This window comes from Streptomyces sp. NPDC057474 (assembly GCF_042802555.1).
GTDB lineage: Bacteria > Actinomycetota > Actinomycetes > Streptomycetales > Streptomycetaceae > Streptomyces.
This window is the reverse complement of record NZ_JBHVDX010000240.1, coordinates 1-15,143: the sequence shown is the minus strand read 5'-3', so window position 1 is coordinate 15,143 and position 15,143 is coordinate 1. Positions and strand designations below refer to the sequence as shown.

The 15,143-nt window shown below is 69.4% G+C and carries 13 protein-coding genes and 1 other RNA gene; 7 read left to right on the top strand and 7 right to left on the bottom strand.

From position 1 onward, the window contains the following. Positions 1–72 precede the first annotated feature (72 nt). The gene (locus ACFU53_RS40410; RefSeq protein ID WP_005486830.1) at positions 73–264 is read right to left on the bottom strand and encodes a hypothetical protein; all 192 of its coding nucleotides are present in this window, start codon (positions 262–264) and stop codon (positions 73–75) included. 265 nt (positions 265–529) lie between these two features. On the opposite strand from ACFU53_RS40410, the gene ftsE reads away from it, so the two are divergent. The 5 genes from ftsE (at position 530) to ssrA (ending at position 4,591) form a co-directional block, all read left to right on the top strand. Further along, entirely contained in the window at positions 530–1,219 is a 690-nt protein-coding gene (gene ftsE, locus ACFU53_RS40405) for a cell division ATP-binding protein FtsE (RefSeq protein WP_384004428.1), read from the top strand. A 35-nt stretch (positions 1,220–1,254) separates the two neighbouring features. Then, positions 1,255–2,172, top strand: a complete 918-nt coding sequence (ftsX, locus tag ACFU53_RS40400; RefSeq protein WP_384004426.1) for a permease-like cell division protein FtsX — start codon at positions 1,255–1,257, stop codon at positions 2,170–2,172. Positions 2,173–2,239: 67 nt separating this feature from the next. Continuing rightward, entirely contained in the window at positions 2,240–3,439 is a 1,200-nt protein-coding gene (locus ACFU53_RS40395; RefSeq protein ID WP_384004424.1) for a S41 family peptidase, read from the top strand. A 102-nt stretch (positions 3,440–3,541) separates the two neighbouring features. Beyond that, the gene (gene smpB, locus ACFU53_RS40390) at positions 3,542–4,084 is read left to right on the top strand and encodes an SsrA-binding protein SmpB (RefSeq protein ID WP_384004430.1); all 543 of its coding nucleotides are present in this window, start codon (positions 3,542–3,544) and stop codon (positions 4,082–4,084) included. A gap of 104 nt (positions 4,085–4,188) precedes the next feature. Next, positions 4,189–4,591: a transfer-messenger RNA gene (gene ssrA / locus ACFU53_RS40385) on the top strand. Between the two features lie 62 nt (positions 4,592–4,653). Here the strand turns inward: ssrA and ACFU53_RS40380 are convergent. The 6 genes from ACFU53_RS40380 to ACFU53_RS40355 form a co-directional block, all read right to left on the bottom strand. After that, complete coding sequence (locus tag ACFU53_RS40380) at positions 4,654–5,667, bottom strand: LacI family DNA-binding transcriptional regulator (protein ID WP_384004422.1); 1,014 nt, start codon at positions 5,665–5,667, stop codon at positions 4,654–4,656. Next, on the bottom strand, positions 5,664–8,141 hold the full coding sequence (gene yicI, locus ACFU53_RS40375) for an alpha-xylosidase (RefSeq protein ID WP_384004420.1): 2,478 nt from the start codon (positions 8,139–8,141) through the stop codon (positions 5,664–5,666). The genes ACFU53_RS40380 and yicI overlap by 4 nt, the downstream gene beginning before the upstream one ends. 27 nt (positions 8,142–8,168) lie before the next feature. Continuing rightward, positions 8,169–8,990 (bottom strand): carbohydrate ABC transporter permease, encoded by an 822-nt coding sequence (locus tag ACFU53_RS40370; protein WP_384004418.1) that lies wholly within the window; start codon positions 8,988–8,990, stop codon positions 8,169–8,171. After that, positions 8,987–9,961: a carbohydrate ABC transporter permease gene (locus ACFU53_RS40365; protein WP_384004416.1), complete on the bottom strand. Its 975-nt coding sequence runs from the start codon at positions 9,959–9,961 to the stop codon at positions 8,987–8,989. Before ACFU53_RS40365 ends, ACFU53_RS40370 begins: the two co-directional genes overlap by 4 nt. Continuing rightward, complete coding sequence (locus ACFU53_RS40360) at positions 9,958–11,256, bottom strand: extracellular solute-binding protein (protein ID WP_384004414.1); 1,299 nt, start codon at positions 11,254–11,256, stop codon at positions 9,958–9,960. The genes ACFU53_RS40365 and ACFU53_RS40360 overlap by 4 nt, the downstream gene beginning before the upstream one ends. Before the next feature lie 140 nt (positions 11,257–11,396). After that, the gene (locus ACFU53_RS40355; protein WP_384004412.1) at positions 11,397–12,791 is read right to left on the bottom strand and encodes an MFS transporter; all 1,395 of its coding nucleotides are present in this window, start codon (positions 12,789–12,791) and stop codon (positions 11,397–11,399) included. Positions 12,792–12,874: 83 nt separating this feature from the next. Here ACFU53_RS40355 and ACFU53_RS40350 point away from each other — a divergent pair, with 83 nt between their 5' ends. Together ACFU53_RS40350 and ACFU53_RS40345 are read left to right on the top strand one after the other, a co-directional pair. Next, entirely contained in the window at positions 12,875–13,849 is a 975-nt protein-coding gene (locus ACFU53_RS40350; RefSeq protein ID WP_384004410.1) for a LysR family transcriptional regulator, read from the top strand. Between the two features lie 160 nt (positions 13,850–14,009). Beyond that, positions 14,010–15,128: a hypothetical protein gene (locus ACFU53_RS40345; RefSeq protein WP_384004408.1), complete on the top strand. Its 1,119-nt coding sequence runs from the start codon at positions 14,010–14,012 to the stop codon at positions 15,126–15,128. Positions 15,129–15,143: the final 15 nt, after the last annotated feature.

Genomic DNA, 15,143 nt, shown 5'->3' with positions numbered 1-15,143 from the left:
GGGGCAGCCAGCCCCGGGCCTTCGTCGTACGTCCTGCGCCGCGCACGCCCTGTGCCGGCGCGCGCCCTATGCCTATGCCGTCTGGTGCGCCAGCAGCGCCACTGCCGCTATGAGGATCGCCAGGAGGGCGATCAGGGTCATGGGGCTCAGGCTCGCGAAGGGGTTCTCCTGCTGGAGTCGCTCGCGGCTGGCCCGGCACACATGGCAGCGGCCCTCGGCGACGGGGGACGCGCAGTTCGCGCACACCAACCGGTCGTACGTCATGCGCCTCGCCCTCCTTGCAATGGCCTCACACCTACCTCAACGCTTCGCGGAACCGGACCGTTCCTCCACACCACTGTGCCAGGTTCCTCCGGAGGTTGCGCGGGGGCCTCGGAAAGGGGTGGGTGCCCTTTGTCTCGCGGCTGCGGGCCGGTGGGGGCTTGTCGCGCCCACGCGGCGGAGCCGCACATGGTCACAGCCCGCGCCCCTTACTGGGCCGGGGACGGTACAGTCACGTCATCCATTCCCGACGGCTTGTGGTGCATCCGTGATCCGATTCGACAACGTGTCCAAGGTCTACCCCAAGCAGACCCGCCCCGCACTCAGGGATGTGTCCCTGGAGGTCGAGAAGGGCGAGTTCGTGTTCCTCGTGGGGTCCTCCGGCTCCGGAAAGTCCACTTTCCTGCGGCTGATGCTCCGAGAGGAGCGCTGCAGCCAGGGGCAGGTGCACGTCCTGGGCAAGGACCTCGCACGCCTGTCCAACTGGAAGGTGCCGCAGATGCGCCGCCAGCTCGGGACGGTGTTCCAGGACTTCCGGCTGCTGCCGAACAAGACGGTCGGCGAGAACGTCGCCTTCGCGCAGGAGGTCATCGGCAAGTCGCCCGGCGAGATCCGCAAGTCCGTGCCGCAGGTGCTGGATCTGGTCGGCCTCGGCGGCAAGGAGGAGCGCATGCCGGGTGAGCTGTCCGGTGGTGAGCAGCAGCGCGTGGCCATCGCGCGGGCCTTCGTGAACCGGCCCAAGCTCCTGATCGCGGACGAGCCCACCGGCAACCTCGACCCGCAGACCTCCGTCGGCATCATGAAGCTGCTCGACCGGATCAACCGGACGGGCACCACCGTCGTGATGGCGACCCACGACCAGAACATCGTGGACCAGATGCGCAAGCGCGTCATCGAGCTGGAGAAGGGCCGCCTCGTCCGCGACCAGGCGCGCGGCGTCTACGGCTACCAGCACTGACCGCCCCAGTCCACGGAAAGGCTTAGCGAGACGCCATGCGCGCCCAGTTCGTCCTGTCGGAGATCGGTGTCGGTCTCCGCCGCAACCTCACGATGACCTTCGCGGTCATCGTCTCCGTCGCCCTCTCCCTCGCCCTGTTCGGCGGATCGCTGTTGATGAGCGACCAGGTCAGCCAGATGAAGGGCTACTGGTACGACAAGGTCAACGTGTCGGTCTTCCTCTGCAACAAGAGCGACGCGGAGTCCGACCCCAACTGCGCCAAGGGCGCCGTCACGACCGAGCAGAAGAACCAGATCAAGTCCGATCTGAACAAGATGTCGGTCGTCGACAACGTCGTCTACGAGTCGCAGGACCAGGCGTACAAGCACTACAAGGAGCAGTTCGGCGACTCCCCGCTGGCCAGCAGCCTCACCCCGGACCAGATGCAGGAGTCGTACCGCATCAAGCTGAAGGACCCGGAGAAGTACCAGGTCATCGCGAGCGCCTTCAACGGCCGTGACGGTGTGCAGTCGGTCCAGGACCAGAAGGGCATCCTGGACAACCTGTTCCGGCTTCTGGGGTACCTGAACCTGGCGGCGCGCGGTGTGATGGCGGTCATGCTGGTCGTGGCGCTGCTGCTGATCGTCAACACGGTGCGTGTCTCGGCGTTCAGCCGTCGTCGTGAGATCGGGATCATGCGGCTGGTGGGCGCCTCGGGCTTCTACATCCAGGCGCCGTTCATCATGGAGGCCGCGGTCGCCGGGATCATCGGCGGCACGGTCGCCTGCGCCTTCCTGCTCCTGGGGCAGTATTTCGTGATCGACAACGGAGTGTCACTGTCCACCAACCTGCCGTTGATCAATTTCGTCGGCTGGGACGCGGTCCTCGTCAAGCTGCCGCTCATCCTCACGGTGAGCTTCCTGATGCCGGCGTTGGCCGCGTTCGTCGCGCTGCGCAAGTACCTGAAGGTGTGACGCATGCCCCTGGGGCCGTACCGGCAAGGGCCGGTGCGGCCCTTCGCGTTGTCCTAGACTCGCCGACATGTCAGGCCGCGACCTGTTCTCCAAGCCCCGCCGCATCCGCCGCGGGGCCGCCCTGACATTGGTCTTCGCGAGCGTGCTCGCCACGGGCGCCGCGACCGGCTCCTTCGACGGGCAGTACCGCGGGACCACGGCCGTCGCGAACCCCTCCCGCTCCGCCCCGGCCAACAAGGAGCAGGACGTCGCCGACGCCGCCGCCGAGGCCATGGCCGAGGGCGAGTCCCCCGTGGAGGCCGCCGAGCGTGCCGTCAGCCGCAGCGGCGACCGGTGGGGCACGGTCTACTCCGAGGGCGAGTACGAGCAGTTCGAGGAGGCCCTCGATGGCGAGTACACCGGCGTCGGGCTCTGGACCCGGCTGCGGCGCGACGGCCGTATCGAGGTGACCCGGGTGCAGGACGGCTCGCCCGCCGCCGGCGCCGGGATCCGCGCGGGCGACCGGCTCGTCGGCGTCGACGGCGAGAAGGTCGACGGGCGTCCGGTCACCGAGGTCGTCTCGTTACTCCGCGGCGACGCGATCGGTGGGGGGACCGAGAACAGCGAGACCCCCGAGAGCGCGGCCGCCGGTACGAAGGTGTCGCTGGAGCTGCGGCGCGGCACCCGGACATGGCACGAGACCCTGCGCCGGGCCCGCCTCTCCACCGAGGACGTGACCGTGAGCCGCACCGCCGGCGGGGTCGTCGTCGTCACGGTCGACGCGTTCACCAAGGGCTCCGGCGACGTCGTACGAGCCGCCGTCGAGCAGTCCGCCGATGCGGCAGGCTTCGTCCTCGACCTCCGTGGCAACTCCGGCGGCCTGGTCTCCGAGGCCGTCACCGCCGCCTCCGCCTTCCTCGACGGCGGCCTCGTCGCCACGTACGACGTCAACGGCGAGCAGCAGGCCCTGCACGCCGAACCCGGCGGCGACACCACCAGCCCTCTGGTCGCGCTCGTCGACGGCGGCACGATGAGCGCGGCCGAGCTGCTCACCGGAGCCCTCCAGGACCGGGGCCGCGCGGTGGTCGTGGGCTCCCGCACCTTCGGCAAGGGCTCGGTCCAGATGCCGAGCCGCCTCCCTGACGGCTCCGTCGCCGAATTGACCGTCGGCCACTACCGCACCCCCTCCGGCCGGGGCGTCGACGGCCGAGGCATCACCCCGGACCTGGAGGCGGACGAGGACGCCCTCCAGCGGGCCGAGACGGTGCTGAGCGGCCTCGGGCAGTAGCCGCCCCGCCCCCTCGCGTTCCCGCTGGTCGCCGCTCCCGTTAATCGGTTTCCCGCGGACCCCCTTCGTAGTGCGAAAATGGGCGGCACTATGAGCAAGGGAATGTACGTACCGAAGGAGTCCCAGCCCAAGCAGGGCGGGGCGGCCGCACAGGGCAGGGACGGCGAGAAGGGCGGCAAGCGCAAGATCGTCGCACAGAACAAGAAGGCCCGGCACGACTACGCGATCATCGACACCTATGAGGCCGGGCTCGTGCTCACCGGTACCGAGGTCAAGTCGCTGCGCGAGGGCCGGACGTCGCTGGCCGACGGCTTCGTCCAGATCGACCGGGGTGAGGCGTGGCTGCACAACGCCCACATCCCCGAGTACCACCAGGGCAGCTGGACCAACCACTCCGCGCGCCGCAAGCGCAAGCTCCTGCTGCACCGCGAGGAGATCGACAAGCTGGAGGCCAAGTCGCAGGAGACGGGTCACACGATCATTCCCCTCGCGCTGTACTTCAAGGACGGCCGGGCGAAGGCGGAGATCGCTCTCGCGCGGGGCAAGAAGGAGTACGACAAGCGGCAGACGCTGCGGGAGCAGCAGGACCGGCGGGAGTCGGACCGCGCGATCGCGGCGGCGAAGCGGAAGCAGCGCGACGCGTAGCCACGGGGAATACGGTGGCATGCGCTCGCGTTGGTCACGTACGATGGCATCTGCACCTCACAGCGGGTGCGCACCCCTCTTCGGAGGGATTGAAAAAACAACATGGGGATGATCGGTTTCGACAGCGGATGTCGAAGCAGGGGAAGCGTGTCGAGGAAGCGGCCACGATCTCGTAAACCACAGGCCGAAAAAAATAATCGCCAATTCCAACAGCGATTCTCCCAAGCAGCAGTTCTCTCTCGCCGCCTGATCTCAGGTAGCGAAGCGACTGCTCCTTACTAAAGGGAGTGTCAGCCCGGGAGTGTTCCCGACCCGGATCCTGGCATCAGCTAGGGGACTAAACCTTGATCCCGGTCACGGGGTGAAGAGGGAAATCTAACAGTGACTGAGCCCGTCGGCGACTTGTTCGCGTGATTGCCGGGGCTGAGAAAAGCACAGCGAACTGCACACGGAGAAGCCCTGATTCCACACCGTTGGACGCGGGTTCGATTCCCGCCATCTCCACAATTCCCATGTGGGCGAAGCCCCGCTGCGACACAGCAGCGGGGCTTTCGTCATTCCTCACCCGGTCACCCGGTCACCCGGCGGGCCGTGCTCGCCCGGACAGTCAGGCGGGGTGGGAGCAGGGTGGCCTGGGGTACGGGGGTGCCGGCCAGCTTTTTCATCAGGAGGGCGACTGCCTGCTCGCCCACCTCGGTTGCCGGGATGGCGATCGAGGTGAGGGGGACGCGGAGGTTGTCGGCGAGGTCGTTCGGGCAGAGGGCCGTGACCGAGAGGTCGGTCGGGACGCGTAGGCCCAGGTGCTCGAAGGCCTCGACGAGGGGTTCCAGGATCGCCTCGTTGTGGATGACCACGCCTGTGAGGGCCGGCTGTTCGCGGAGGAGGCGTTCGGCCACCGCGCGGGCGGCCGCCGCGGTGGCCTCGCAGGGGTGGACCGTGGAGGACATGCCGTTGCGGGTGGCGGCGGAGGTGAACCCCTGGACGACGCGTTGGGCGAAGGAGGTCTGGCGGACGTAGACCTCGGGCGGGGAGCCGATCAGGCTTACCACGCGGTGGCCCAGCCCGGCCAGGTGCTCGACGCACAGCTCGCCCGCCGTCTTGAAGTCCAGGTCTATGCAGGTCAGGCCGGAGGGGTCGGCGGGGAAGCCGATCAGTACCGACGGGCGGTCCAGCGTGCGCAGCAACGGCAGTCTGGGGTCGTGGAGTTGGACGTCCATCACGATCAGCGCGTCCACCAGGGCCGTGTCCGCCACCCGGCGCAGGCCCTCCTCGCCCTCCTCCTGAGTCAACAGCAGGACGTCGTGGTCGTGTTCGCGGGCCGTCGTGACCGCCGAGACCGCGAACTGCATGACCACCGGCACGTTGATCCCGGCCCGTAACGGCACCACCATCGCCAGCACCTTGGACTTGCTGCTGGCCAGCGCCCGGGCGCCCGCGTGCGGACGGTAACCCAGCTCGCGGATGGACGCCTCCACCCGCGCCCGGGTCTCCGCCGAGATCGGCCGCTTGCCGCTCAGGGCGTACGAGACGGTGCTGGCAGCGACACCCGCGTGCCGGGCCACGTCCGTGATCTTCACCGTCACACCGACCCCGTTCCTTCCCCGCCCTGGTTTGCACCTGGACTTCCACCCGGATCTCCGACCGGATTTCCACCCCGATCTCCACCCGGATCTCCGACCGGATTTCCACCCGGATCTCCACCCAGATCTCCGACCAGTTTTCCACCCGGATTCCCACCCGGATCTCCGACCGGTTTTCCACCCGGATCTCCGACCGGCTTTCCGACCGGATTTCCGTTGGGATCCCCGTCCAGGTCCATCGTCAGAAAGCCCGTGCCCGCCTCCGCCCGGACCTCCCGGTCCACGACCACGAGGCCCCACGGCGCCCTCGGGTCGCCGCACGACGCCCGCAGCACGTTTCCCTCCCGTACGACGGTGAAGGTCACATCGCCCACCGGCACGGTGACCTGGGCGCCGTGTTCGAGGCCGTACGCGTGCAGGGTGACCCCGTCGGCGTGGTCGTAGTCCGGGCGGTCCGTCACCGCGCCGACCGGGACGACCGCGCCCGGGCGGACCAGGAGCGGCACGCTTGTGAAGTCGTGGTGTTCGCGGACCCAGCGGGGGCCGGTGACCGTCCCGCCGGTCGGGAAGCGGGTCCAGGTGCCCTCGGGGACGTAGTACGTGACGTCGCCCTCGTCGCTGAGGACGGGGGCCACGAGGAGGTCGGGGCCGAGCATGTACTGGCGTTCCAGGTGCGCGCAGCCCGGGTCGTCCGGGAACTCCAGCATCATCGCGCGCATCATCGGGACGCCCTCGGTGTGAGCCGTGCGCGCGGCCTCGTAGAGGTAGGGCATCAGGCTGAGCTTCAGGTGTGTGAACGTCCGCAGTACGTCGACCGATTCGTCGTCGAAGAGCCACGGGACCCGGTACGACGACGAGCCGTGCAGACGGCTGTGGGAGGAGAGCAGGCCGAAGGCGATCCAGCGTTTGAAGAGCGCGGGGGAGGGGGTGCCCTCGAAGCCGCCGATGTCGTGGCTCCAGTAGCCGAAGCCCGACAGCCCCAGCGACAGCCCTCCCCGCAGGGACTCGGCCATCGACTCGTACGTGGACTCGCAGTCGCCGCCCCAGTGGACGGGGAAGCGCTGGCTTCCGACCGTCGCCGAGCGGGCGAAGAGCACCGCCTCGCCCTCGCCCCGGTGTTTGCGGAGGACGTCGAAGACCGTGCGGTTGTAGAGGTAGGTGTAGTAGTTGTGCATCCGCTCCGGGTCCGTGCCGTCGGACCAGGTGACGTCCAGGGGCACCCGCTCGCCGAAGTCGGTCTTGAAGCAGTCGACGCCCTGGGCGAGCAGCGCCTCCAGCTTCGACGCGTACCACTCGCGGGCCGCCGGGCTGGTGAAGTCGACGAGGGCCATGCCGGGCTGCCAGAGGTCCCACTGCCAGACGCTGCCGTCGGGTCGGCGGAGGAGATGGCCGAGGGCCTTGCCTTCCGCGAAGAGCGGGGAGCGCTGGGCGATGTACGGGTTGATCCAGACGCTGATCCGCAGGCCGCGGCGTTTGAGGCGGGCCAGCATGCCCTCCGGGTCCGGGAAGACCCGGGGGTCCCACTCGAAGTCGCACCACTGGAACTCGCGCATCCAGAAGCAGTCGAAGTGGAAGACGGAGAGAGGGAGCCGGCGCTCCCGCATGCCCTCGATGAAGGAGGTCACCGTCTCCTCGTCGTAGGAGGTGGTGAAGGACGTCGACAGCCAGAGGCCGAACGACCAGGCGGGCGGGAGGGCCGGGCGGCCGGTGAGGGCCGTGTACTTGCGGAGGATGTCCTTCGGGGTCGGGCCGTAGATGACGTAGTACGTCAACTGCTGGGTCTCCGCGCTGAACTGGACCCTCGACACGACCTCCGAGGCGACCTCGAAGGACACCTTGCCGGGATGGTCGACGAAGACGCCGTAGCCCGCGTCGGTGAGATAGAACGGCACGTTCTTGTAGGCCTGTTCGGTGGCCGTGCCGCCGTCGGCGTTCCAGATGTCGACGACCTGGCCGTTCTTGACGAGCGGGCCGAAGCGTTCGCCGAGGCCGTACACCGAGGTCCCGACGCCGAGGTTGAGCTGTTCGCGGAGGTAGTGGGCGCCGGACGCCTCGCGCATGATGCCCATCGACTTGGGGCCGCTGGTGGTGAGGGTGCGGCCGTGGGCGAGGAAGTCGACGTGCCAGGGGCCGGTGCGGGAGACACGTACCGACAGATCTCCGGCGGTGAGGGTGGCGTGCTCGTCGTCGTAGGAGGTGTGGGGCGTGAACTCCTCGGTGGTCAGCTCGAATTGGGGGCCGCGTGGCCGCTCGCCCTCGAAGTGGGTGAACGTGACGCCGATGACGTCGGGCATCGGGGCGTGGGCGCTGATCGTCACGACCGGTCCCTTCAGCAGGTCGCCGCGGTGGCGGATGGGCTGGGTCGGGGCGTGGACCTCCAGGGCGCCGCCGTCCGTGGCGGTGACGTCGAGGACCTCGACCGGGTGGGCCGCGGTGACACCCTCGCGGAGCAGCCAGTAGCCGTCGGTGAACTTCATGTGGGGGGAATCTCCTTACGTCACGGCCTACTTCACGGCTCCCACGGCGATGCCGCGGGTGAGCGTGCGCTGGAAGAGGAGGAAGAACACGAGGGCGGGGAGCAGGCCGAGCAGAGCCGCCGCGTTGGTCATCGTGGCGTCCATCAGACGCTGGCCCTGGAGGACGCCGAGGGCCACCGACACGGTCTGGTTGTCGTTGGAGATCAGCATGACGAGGGGGAGCAGGAACTCGTTCCAGGTCCAGATGAAGAAGAAGACCAGGAGCACGCCGAGGGTGGGGCGGCTGACGGGGACGACGATCCGCCACAGGATCTGCCACTTGGTCGCGCCGTCGATCCGGGCCGCCTCGACGATCTCGCGGGGGAACCGTCCGAGGACCGAGGCGAGGAGGTACGTGCCGAAGGCCGCCTGGATGACGGTGAAGACGATGACCACACTGAGGCGGGTGTCGTAGATGCCGGCTTCCTTGGAGAGGAAGTACACCGGGTAGACCAGCGCCTCCTGCGGCAACATGTTCGCCAGCACGAAGAAGGCCAGGATCCAGGTACGGCCCCTCAGCCGGCCGATGCCGATCGCGTACGCGTTGAGCACGGAGAGGGCGACGGCCAGCACCGCCACCGAGCCGCTGATCAGCACGGAGTTGAAGAGCTTCTGGCTGTAGTCCACGCGCTCCCAGAAGTCCTTCAGCCCGTCCAGGTACAAGCCGTCGGGGAGGCTCAGAGGACCGCTCCGGGAGTACTCGGCCGGGGACTTCACCGCGTTGACCGCCACGATCAGGAACGGGACGATCATGAAGAGGGCGGCGACGCAGAGGGCCACGAGGACCGGATAGCGGCGGACGGCGGTCATGCGCGGGTTCCCTCCTCGGCGTCCTCGGCGCGGGTCTGGAGCTTCAGGCCGATCAGGGCCAGGGCGAGGACGATCACGGTCAGCACGGTGGAGATCGCGGCGCCGTAGCCGACCTGGGTCTTCTCGAAGAACGTGGTGAAGGAGAAGTAGGACGGCACGTCGGTGGCGCCGCCGGGGCCGCCCTTCGTCAGCACGTACACCGCGCCGAACACCTTGAGCGCGGCGATCGTGCACCACAGCAGGACGACATGGATCTCGGGCCGGATCTGCGGCAGCGTGATGTGCCGGAAGCGGCGCCACCAGCCGGCGCCGTCCAGCTCGGCGGCCTCGTACAGCGCCGGGTCGACGCGTTGCAGGCCCGCCATGAAGACGACCAGCGGGAAGCCGAGCTGCACCCACACCATCACGGCCATGACGGTGTAGAGGGCGAGGTCGGGATCGCCGAGCCAGTCCTGCTGCCATCCGCTCAGCCCGACCGTCTGCAGCAGCTCGTTCAGGGAGCCGTTCTCGGGGGCGAGGATCCAGCTCCAGACGATGCCGGCGACCGCGATCGGCAGCACCTGGGGGAGGTAGAAGCAGGCGCGCAGGACCGCGGTGACCCGGCTGCCGAAGTGCTTGCCGACGAAGTCGAACAGGGCGGCGGCCAGGACCAGCCCGAGCGCGGTCGGTACGGCGGCCATCGCCACCACCATGAACAGGCTGTGCCGGAACGACGCCCAGAAGTCCGAGTCGCCCATCAGCTCCCGGTAGTTGGCGAGCCCCGACCACTCCGGGCTGCCGACGCCCTGCCAGTCGGTGAAGCTCACGCCCGTGTTCATCAGGAACGGGACGACGACGACGGCGAGGAAGGCGAGCGCGCCGGGGAGGAGGAACAGCGCGTAGGAGTCGGGGGGACGGTGACGGTGACGGTGCGGGCGGCCGGCGTGTCCCTCCTTGCCGACCGCCGCCCCCTGTTCGACGGTCGCCGTCATTGCTCCGGTACGTCCTTCTCGTACGCCTCCCCGAGCGCGTCCAGGTATGCGTCCGGGTCCGCGCTGCCGGTGATCAGCTTCTGGGTCTCGGAGACGAGGACGTCGTAGAAGCCGGGGGCGGGCCAGTCCGGGTAGAAGGCCAGGCCGTCCTTCTCGGACAGGGCGTTGAAGTCGGCGATCAGGTCCTTGGCCTGCGGGTCGGTGATGGCGGCCGGGTCGGCGGCCACCGGGACGCCGCCCTTGTCGCCGAGCAGGTTCTGGATCTTCTCCGACATGGTGATGTCGATGAAGTCGTAGGCGAGTTCCTTGTTCTTCGCGCCCTTCGGGACGACCCAGAGGTTGCCGCCGGAGCCGAGCGTGAGATTCGTGTCGGGCCACAGGAAGGTGCCCCAGTCGAACGTGTTCTCCGCCTTGAACCGGCCGTACCACCAGCTCCCCGAGAACAGGATCGGCGCCTTGCCCTGGATGAAGGAGACGCCCGCGTCCTCGGACTTCGTCCCGGTCGACTTCTCGCTGATGTACCCCTTCTTCACCCACTCGGCGAAGGTCTCCGCCCCGTACGTCCACGCGGCGTCGTGGAAGTCGCTCTCGCCCTTGTACAGCTCGTACGAGTCCACCCAGGCCCGGTCCGCCTTGGTCAGCGCCAGCTGGTAGAGGTATTGCTGCGCCATGTACTCGGCGCCCGCGTTGGCGAGCGGGGTGATGCCCGCTTCGACGAACTCGTCCATGACGGCGGTGAGTTCGGCCAGGGACGTGGGCTCCTCGATGCCGTGCTTCTCGAAGAGGTCCTTGTTGTAGAAGACCATCGTGTACTCGGCGTAGTTCGGCACGCCGTACCACTTGCCGGAGCCCATGACGCCGTTGGCGTCGTACTGGCTGGTGGTCCGCACGCCCGCGCTGAGCTTCTTGTCCCAGCCGCGTTTCGTGACCTCGGCGCTGAGGTCGGTGAGGAGCCCTTGCTTGGAGAGGAGCCCGGCGGTCGCGTTGCCCTTGTTGTACTCCATGAGATCGGGCGCGTCGGAGGAGTTGAGGACCATGGGCGCCGTCTTCCGGATCTGTTCGAAACCCTTCTCCTCGAACTCGACCTTGACGCCCGGGTGGGTCTTCTCGAACTCCTCGATCGCCGCGTTCCAGGCCACGCCCATCGCGCTGTCGGGGCCCTCGTAGTGCCAGAGGCGGAGGGTGTCGCCGTCACCGCCACCGCCGCTCTCCGAACCGCCGCAGGAGGCCAGCAGCAGGACCCCGCTCAGGGCCGTCGCCGCAACCGCCGTCACACGCCTTCGTGCCGTCAACATCCTGTGCCTCCGGGGGAGTCGGATGGTTCTCGGGGCGCCACGCGGCGGCCGTACGACGGTCGTCGAACGGCGTGGTCGAATCGTTTCGATGCGTGACGTCGAAGCGCTTCGACGGAAGGTAGGGGCGGGCTGGGGGCACGTCAATGGGACGGACGGGAATTCGTCCGACGTTCGGATGGCCGAACGGAGGTTCGTTCGGTCGAGTGCTGTGCTGAGGCGATCAGGAATGCCAGGGCCGCTGCGGCCACGGGTAGCGCGAAGCCTGCGGTGCCGGTACCGGCACCGCTTCCCGGGCCGTGTTCGACTACCCAGCCGCCCAGCGCCGATCCGCCCGCTATCCCGCCGAGCAGGCCGGTGACGGCGAGGGTCATGCCCTCGTTCAACTGGCCCTCGGGGGTTCGGCGTTGGACGAGGGACATGGCGGTGACCATCGTGGGGGCGGTGGCCATGCCCGCGAGGAGGAGGGCCGGGGCGAGGAACAGGAGGGAGCCGGTGGTGGTGGCGGTGAGCCAGGGCAGGGCCATCAGGGCGGTCATCGCGGCCAGGCACCGGCGGAAACGGCGTTCCGCGGGGCCCGTCACGCGCAGGGCGCCGTAGACCAGGCCCGCCGCGCAGGAGCCGGCCGCCTGGAGGCCGAGGATCACGCCCGCCGCCGAGGCGTGACCCTGGGCGTCCGCGTAGGCGATGGTGACGACCTCCAGGGAGCCGAAGACCGCGCCGGTGGCGAGGAAGACGGCGAGGAGAGGCGGGATGCCGGGGGTGCGGAGCGGGGACCTCGAGGTCGTACGGCCGGTGGGGGGCGGTTCCGTGGTGCGCTGGGCGGCGAAGACCAGTACGCCGGTCATGCAGAGGATGGCGCCGACGAGGGTGCCGGCCTCGGGGAACAGTGTGGTGCAGAGGAAGGCCGCGACGACGGGGCCGAGCATGAAGCAGAGCTCGTCCGCCGCCTGTTCGAAGGAGTTGGCGGTGTGGAGGGCGGCCGGGTCGTCCTTCAGGAGGTGGGCCCAGCGGGCTCGGGACATGCCGCCTGTGTTCGGGACCGTGGCGGTGGCCGCGTAGGAGGCGAAGAGGGTCCAGTCGGGGGCGTTCCAGTGGACGCAGGCGATCAGGGCGAGGGCACCGAGGCAGGCGAGTGCGGTGGCGGGGACGGCGATCCTGGCCTGGCCGTGGCGGTCCACCAGGCGGGCGGTCCAGGGGACGACGAGGGCGGTCGCGGCGAGGCCGGTGGCGACCACCGCGCCGGCCAGGGCGTAGGAGTTTCGGGAGGCGGCGATCATGAGGATCGCGCTGACGCTGAACATGCCCATGGGGAGGCGGGCGATGAGGTTGCCGAGGGTGAAGGCTCGGGTGCCGGGGGTTCGGAAGAGGGTGCGGTAGGGGGTGGGGGTGTGGGTCCGCCGGCGGGTGCGGGTTTGATGTGACTGGTCGCGCCCACGCGGCGGAGCCGCAAATGTCACAGCCCCGCTCCCTTTCGGGGGCGCTCCTGTTGCGCGGCGTTTTGAAGCGTGGGCCCTTTCGGGCGGGGGAGTCGGCATGCGTCCACCGTCGCCCGGCTCGTGATCCACCGTCCAACACCTACTCCGTGGTGATTCACGCACCCCGGTTGTAAATTCGCCGGATGTCCGCTGCCCCCTTTGCCGTTGAGCCTCGTCTTCTCCGCGCTTTTCTCGCCGTCGCCGAGGAACTGCATTTCACCCGGGCCGCCGCTCGGCTCTATGTCGCTCAGCAGGCTCTCAGCCGTGATGTCCGGCGGCTGGAGCGGGAGTTGGGGGTGGAGTTGTTCGTGCGGAGCACTCGGCAGGTGGTGTTGACGGGGGACGGGGAGCGGCTGGTGCCTTATGCGCGGCGGGTGTTGGAGGCGCAGGAGGAGTTGGTGGCCGCGTTTCGGCAGGTGCGGCCCCTGCTGGTGGATCTGAATTCGCCGGGGCTGGCCACGGGGGTGCGGGTGCTGCGGCGGGCCCGTGAACTCGTGCCGGAGCTGGAGTTGATGGCGCGGTACGAGAGCGGGCTGACGTATGCGGCGGCCGAGATCCTCGCGGGGCGGCTGGATGTGTCGTTCGGGAGGTTCGCGGGGCTCGAACCGGCGGTGCGGGCGCGGCTCGAACAGCAGCCGGTGCGGTACGAGCCGATGACGGTGATCCTGCCCGAGGACCACCGGCTGGCCGGGCTGGACGCCGTACCGCTGGCAAAACTCGCGGGCGAGCGTGTGTACGCGGGGGCCGGGAATCCCCGTACGCCGGAGTGGACGGATCTGGCGCGGAGGCTGTTCGAGGGGCGGGGGATCGAGGTCGCGGCGCCCGCCCCGCTGGCCGTGGGGGAGGAGGAGTTCCAGCGGATCATGGCCAAGACGAGGTCGCCGGTGCTGGCGGTGGTGGACTTCCCGCCCATGCCGGGCACGGTGTCGCGACCGCTCGTCGACCCCGTACCGCTGTCGCCCGTCTCGCTGGTGTGGCGGAAGGGGCTCGCGCATCCGGGGCTCGACGCGTTGCGGCGGGCAGCCGTCGAGTTGGCGCGGGCGGAAGTATGGCTATCAGATCCGGAGGACGGGTGGATTCCGCCCACAGATGCACTCATCATGATGACCTTCATATGACCTGCCACACACGCACATCTCTCCCACCCCTACATTCGTTGACCCGGGTGCGTGTGATGAGCGGGGCGCCCCGGATCGGGTGGGGGCCCGGTCCGGTACAGGAAAGTGCGACAGCCCGGCATCGAACACGCACCCGGAACGATCCCGTGGGGGGAAGTGCGTGCACGTCGAGAACTGGCCCAAGGGCATTCAGCCGAAGCGGACCGATGGCGAAGGCGAAGGCCTCGGTCGAGGCCGTGGTGGTAGTGGCTCCGGGGGCGAGGTGGTCTGGCCCGAGGCCGTCGGCAGAACGGGAGCGGTCTCCCGGATGGAGCGGGACCACGGGAGGGGGGTCTCCGGGCAGGCGGGGACCTCCAAGCAGTCGGGCGCCCGTGTCGGAGTGCCTCGGCAGCCGACCGATTCCGGGGCCCTCGGGGCTCCGGGCGGTGCGGCGGGGCGGTCGGGTGTCGTCCCGGCGCCCTGGGAGCAGCCCGATCAGCCGGGCCGCAATCACGATCCGCACGAGGTGACCGTGCAACTCGACGGTGTGGGGCGCGAAGTGGACGAGGTACCGGGCAAGCACGCCGGCAAGGACGGGGACGCGGCGGGTGCCGGTCAGGACTCCGACGGGCCGGTCTTCGTCGACGAGTCGGGTCGGCGCAGGAACCTCTACCGGCGGCTCGGTATCGCCGTCGGCACCGCCTGCGCGGCGTACGCCGTGGTCATCGTCGGCACGCTGGTGTCGGGCAACTCGGACGCGCCCTGGCTGCCGGTGCCGATGCAGAAGGACGACAAGCCGGCGGGCAAGGTGGACACACCTCCGCTGCCGGCCGAGTCGGACGACCGGTCCGACGAGGCGGACGGCTCCGTACCGGACTCGGGTCCCGGCGGGGGCCGTACGGGAGCGACGTCCTCGCCCGCCGGCAAGTCCCCGACCGGTTCGTCGGGCAAGGCCAAGCAGCCGGAGAAGTCCGCCAGTTCCAAGCCCTCGGCCGGGCCCAGCGCCGGCGTGACGCCGAAGCCGAAGCCGAGCCCCGGCGTGAAGGACCCCGAGCCGTCCGCCTCCGCGTCCGAGCCGCCGAAGGTCGACCCCAGCCCCTCGGCCTCGCCCCCGCCCTCGCCCTCGCCCTCCGAATCCGGCGCTCCCGGCCCCGCTCCGGGCTCCGGCACGGACACCGTCGCCGACGGCCCGGCGTCCCCGGCGCCCGTCGAGCCGGCCGCGTCCACGCCGGAGAACTCGCAGAGCCCGCAGGAGCCGTCGAGCCCGCAGAGCCCGCAGAACCCGGAGAGCCCCGCCTGATGACCCGCTCCAAGC

Bases quoted from the DNA above. Each gene is read 5' to 3' on its own strand.
- smpB (WP_384004430.1), top strand. From the start codon at position 3,542: ATGTACGTACCGAAGGAGTCCCAGCCCAAGCAGGGCGGGGCGGCCGCA.
- ACFU53_RS40350 (WP_384004410.1), top strand. From the start codon at position 12,875: ATGTCCGCTGCCCCCTTTGCCGTTGAGCCTCGTCTTCTCCGCGCTTTT.
- ACFU53_RS40395 (WP_384004424.1), top strand. From the start codon at position 2,240: ATGTCAGGCCGCGACCTGTTCTCCAAGCCCCGCCGCATCCGCCGCGGG.
- ACFU53_RS40355 (WP_384004412.1), bottom strand. From the start codon at position 12,791: ATGCCGACTCCCCCGCCCGAAAGGGCCCACGCTTCAAAACGCCGCGCA.
- yicI (WP_384004420.1), bottom strand. From the start codon at position 8,141: ATGAAGTTCACCGACGGCTACTGGCTGCTCCGCGAGGGTGTCACCGCG.
- ACFU53_RS40410 (WP_005486830.1), bottom strand. From the start codon at position 264: ATGACGTACGACCGGTTGGTGTGCGCGAACTGCGCGTCCCCCGTCGCC.
- ACFU53_RS40360 (WP_384004414.1), bottom strand. From the start codon at position 11,256: ATGTTGACGGCACGAAGGCGTGTGACGGCGGTTGCGGCGACGGCCCTG.
- ftsX (WP_384004426.1), top strand. From the start codon at position 1,255: ATGCGCGCCCAGTTCGTCCTGTCGGAGATCGGTGTCGGTCTCCGCCGC.
- ACFU53_RS40365 (WP_384004416.1), bottom strand. From the start codon at position 9,961: ATGACGGCGACCGTCGAACAGGGGGCGGCGGTCGGCAAGGAGGGACAC.
- ACFU53_RS40370 (WP_384004418.1), bottom strand. From the start codon at position 8,990: ATGACCGCCGTCCGCCGCTATCCGGTCCTCGTGGCCCTCTGCGTCGCC.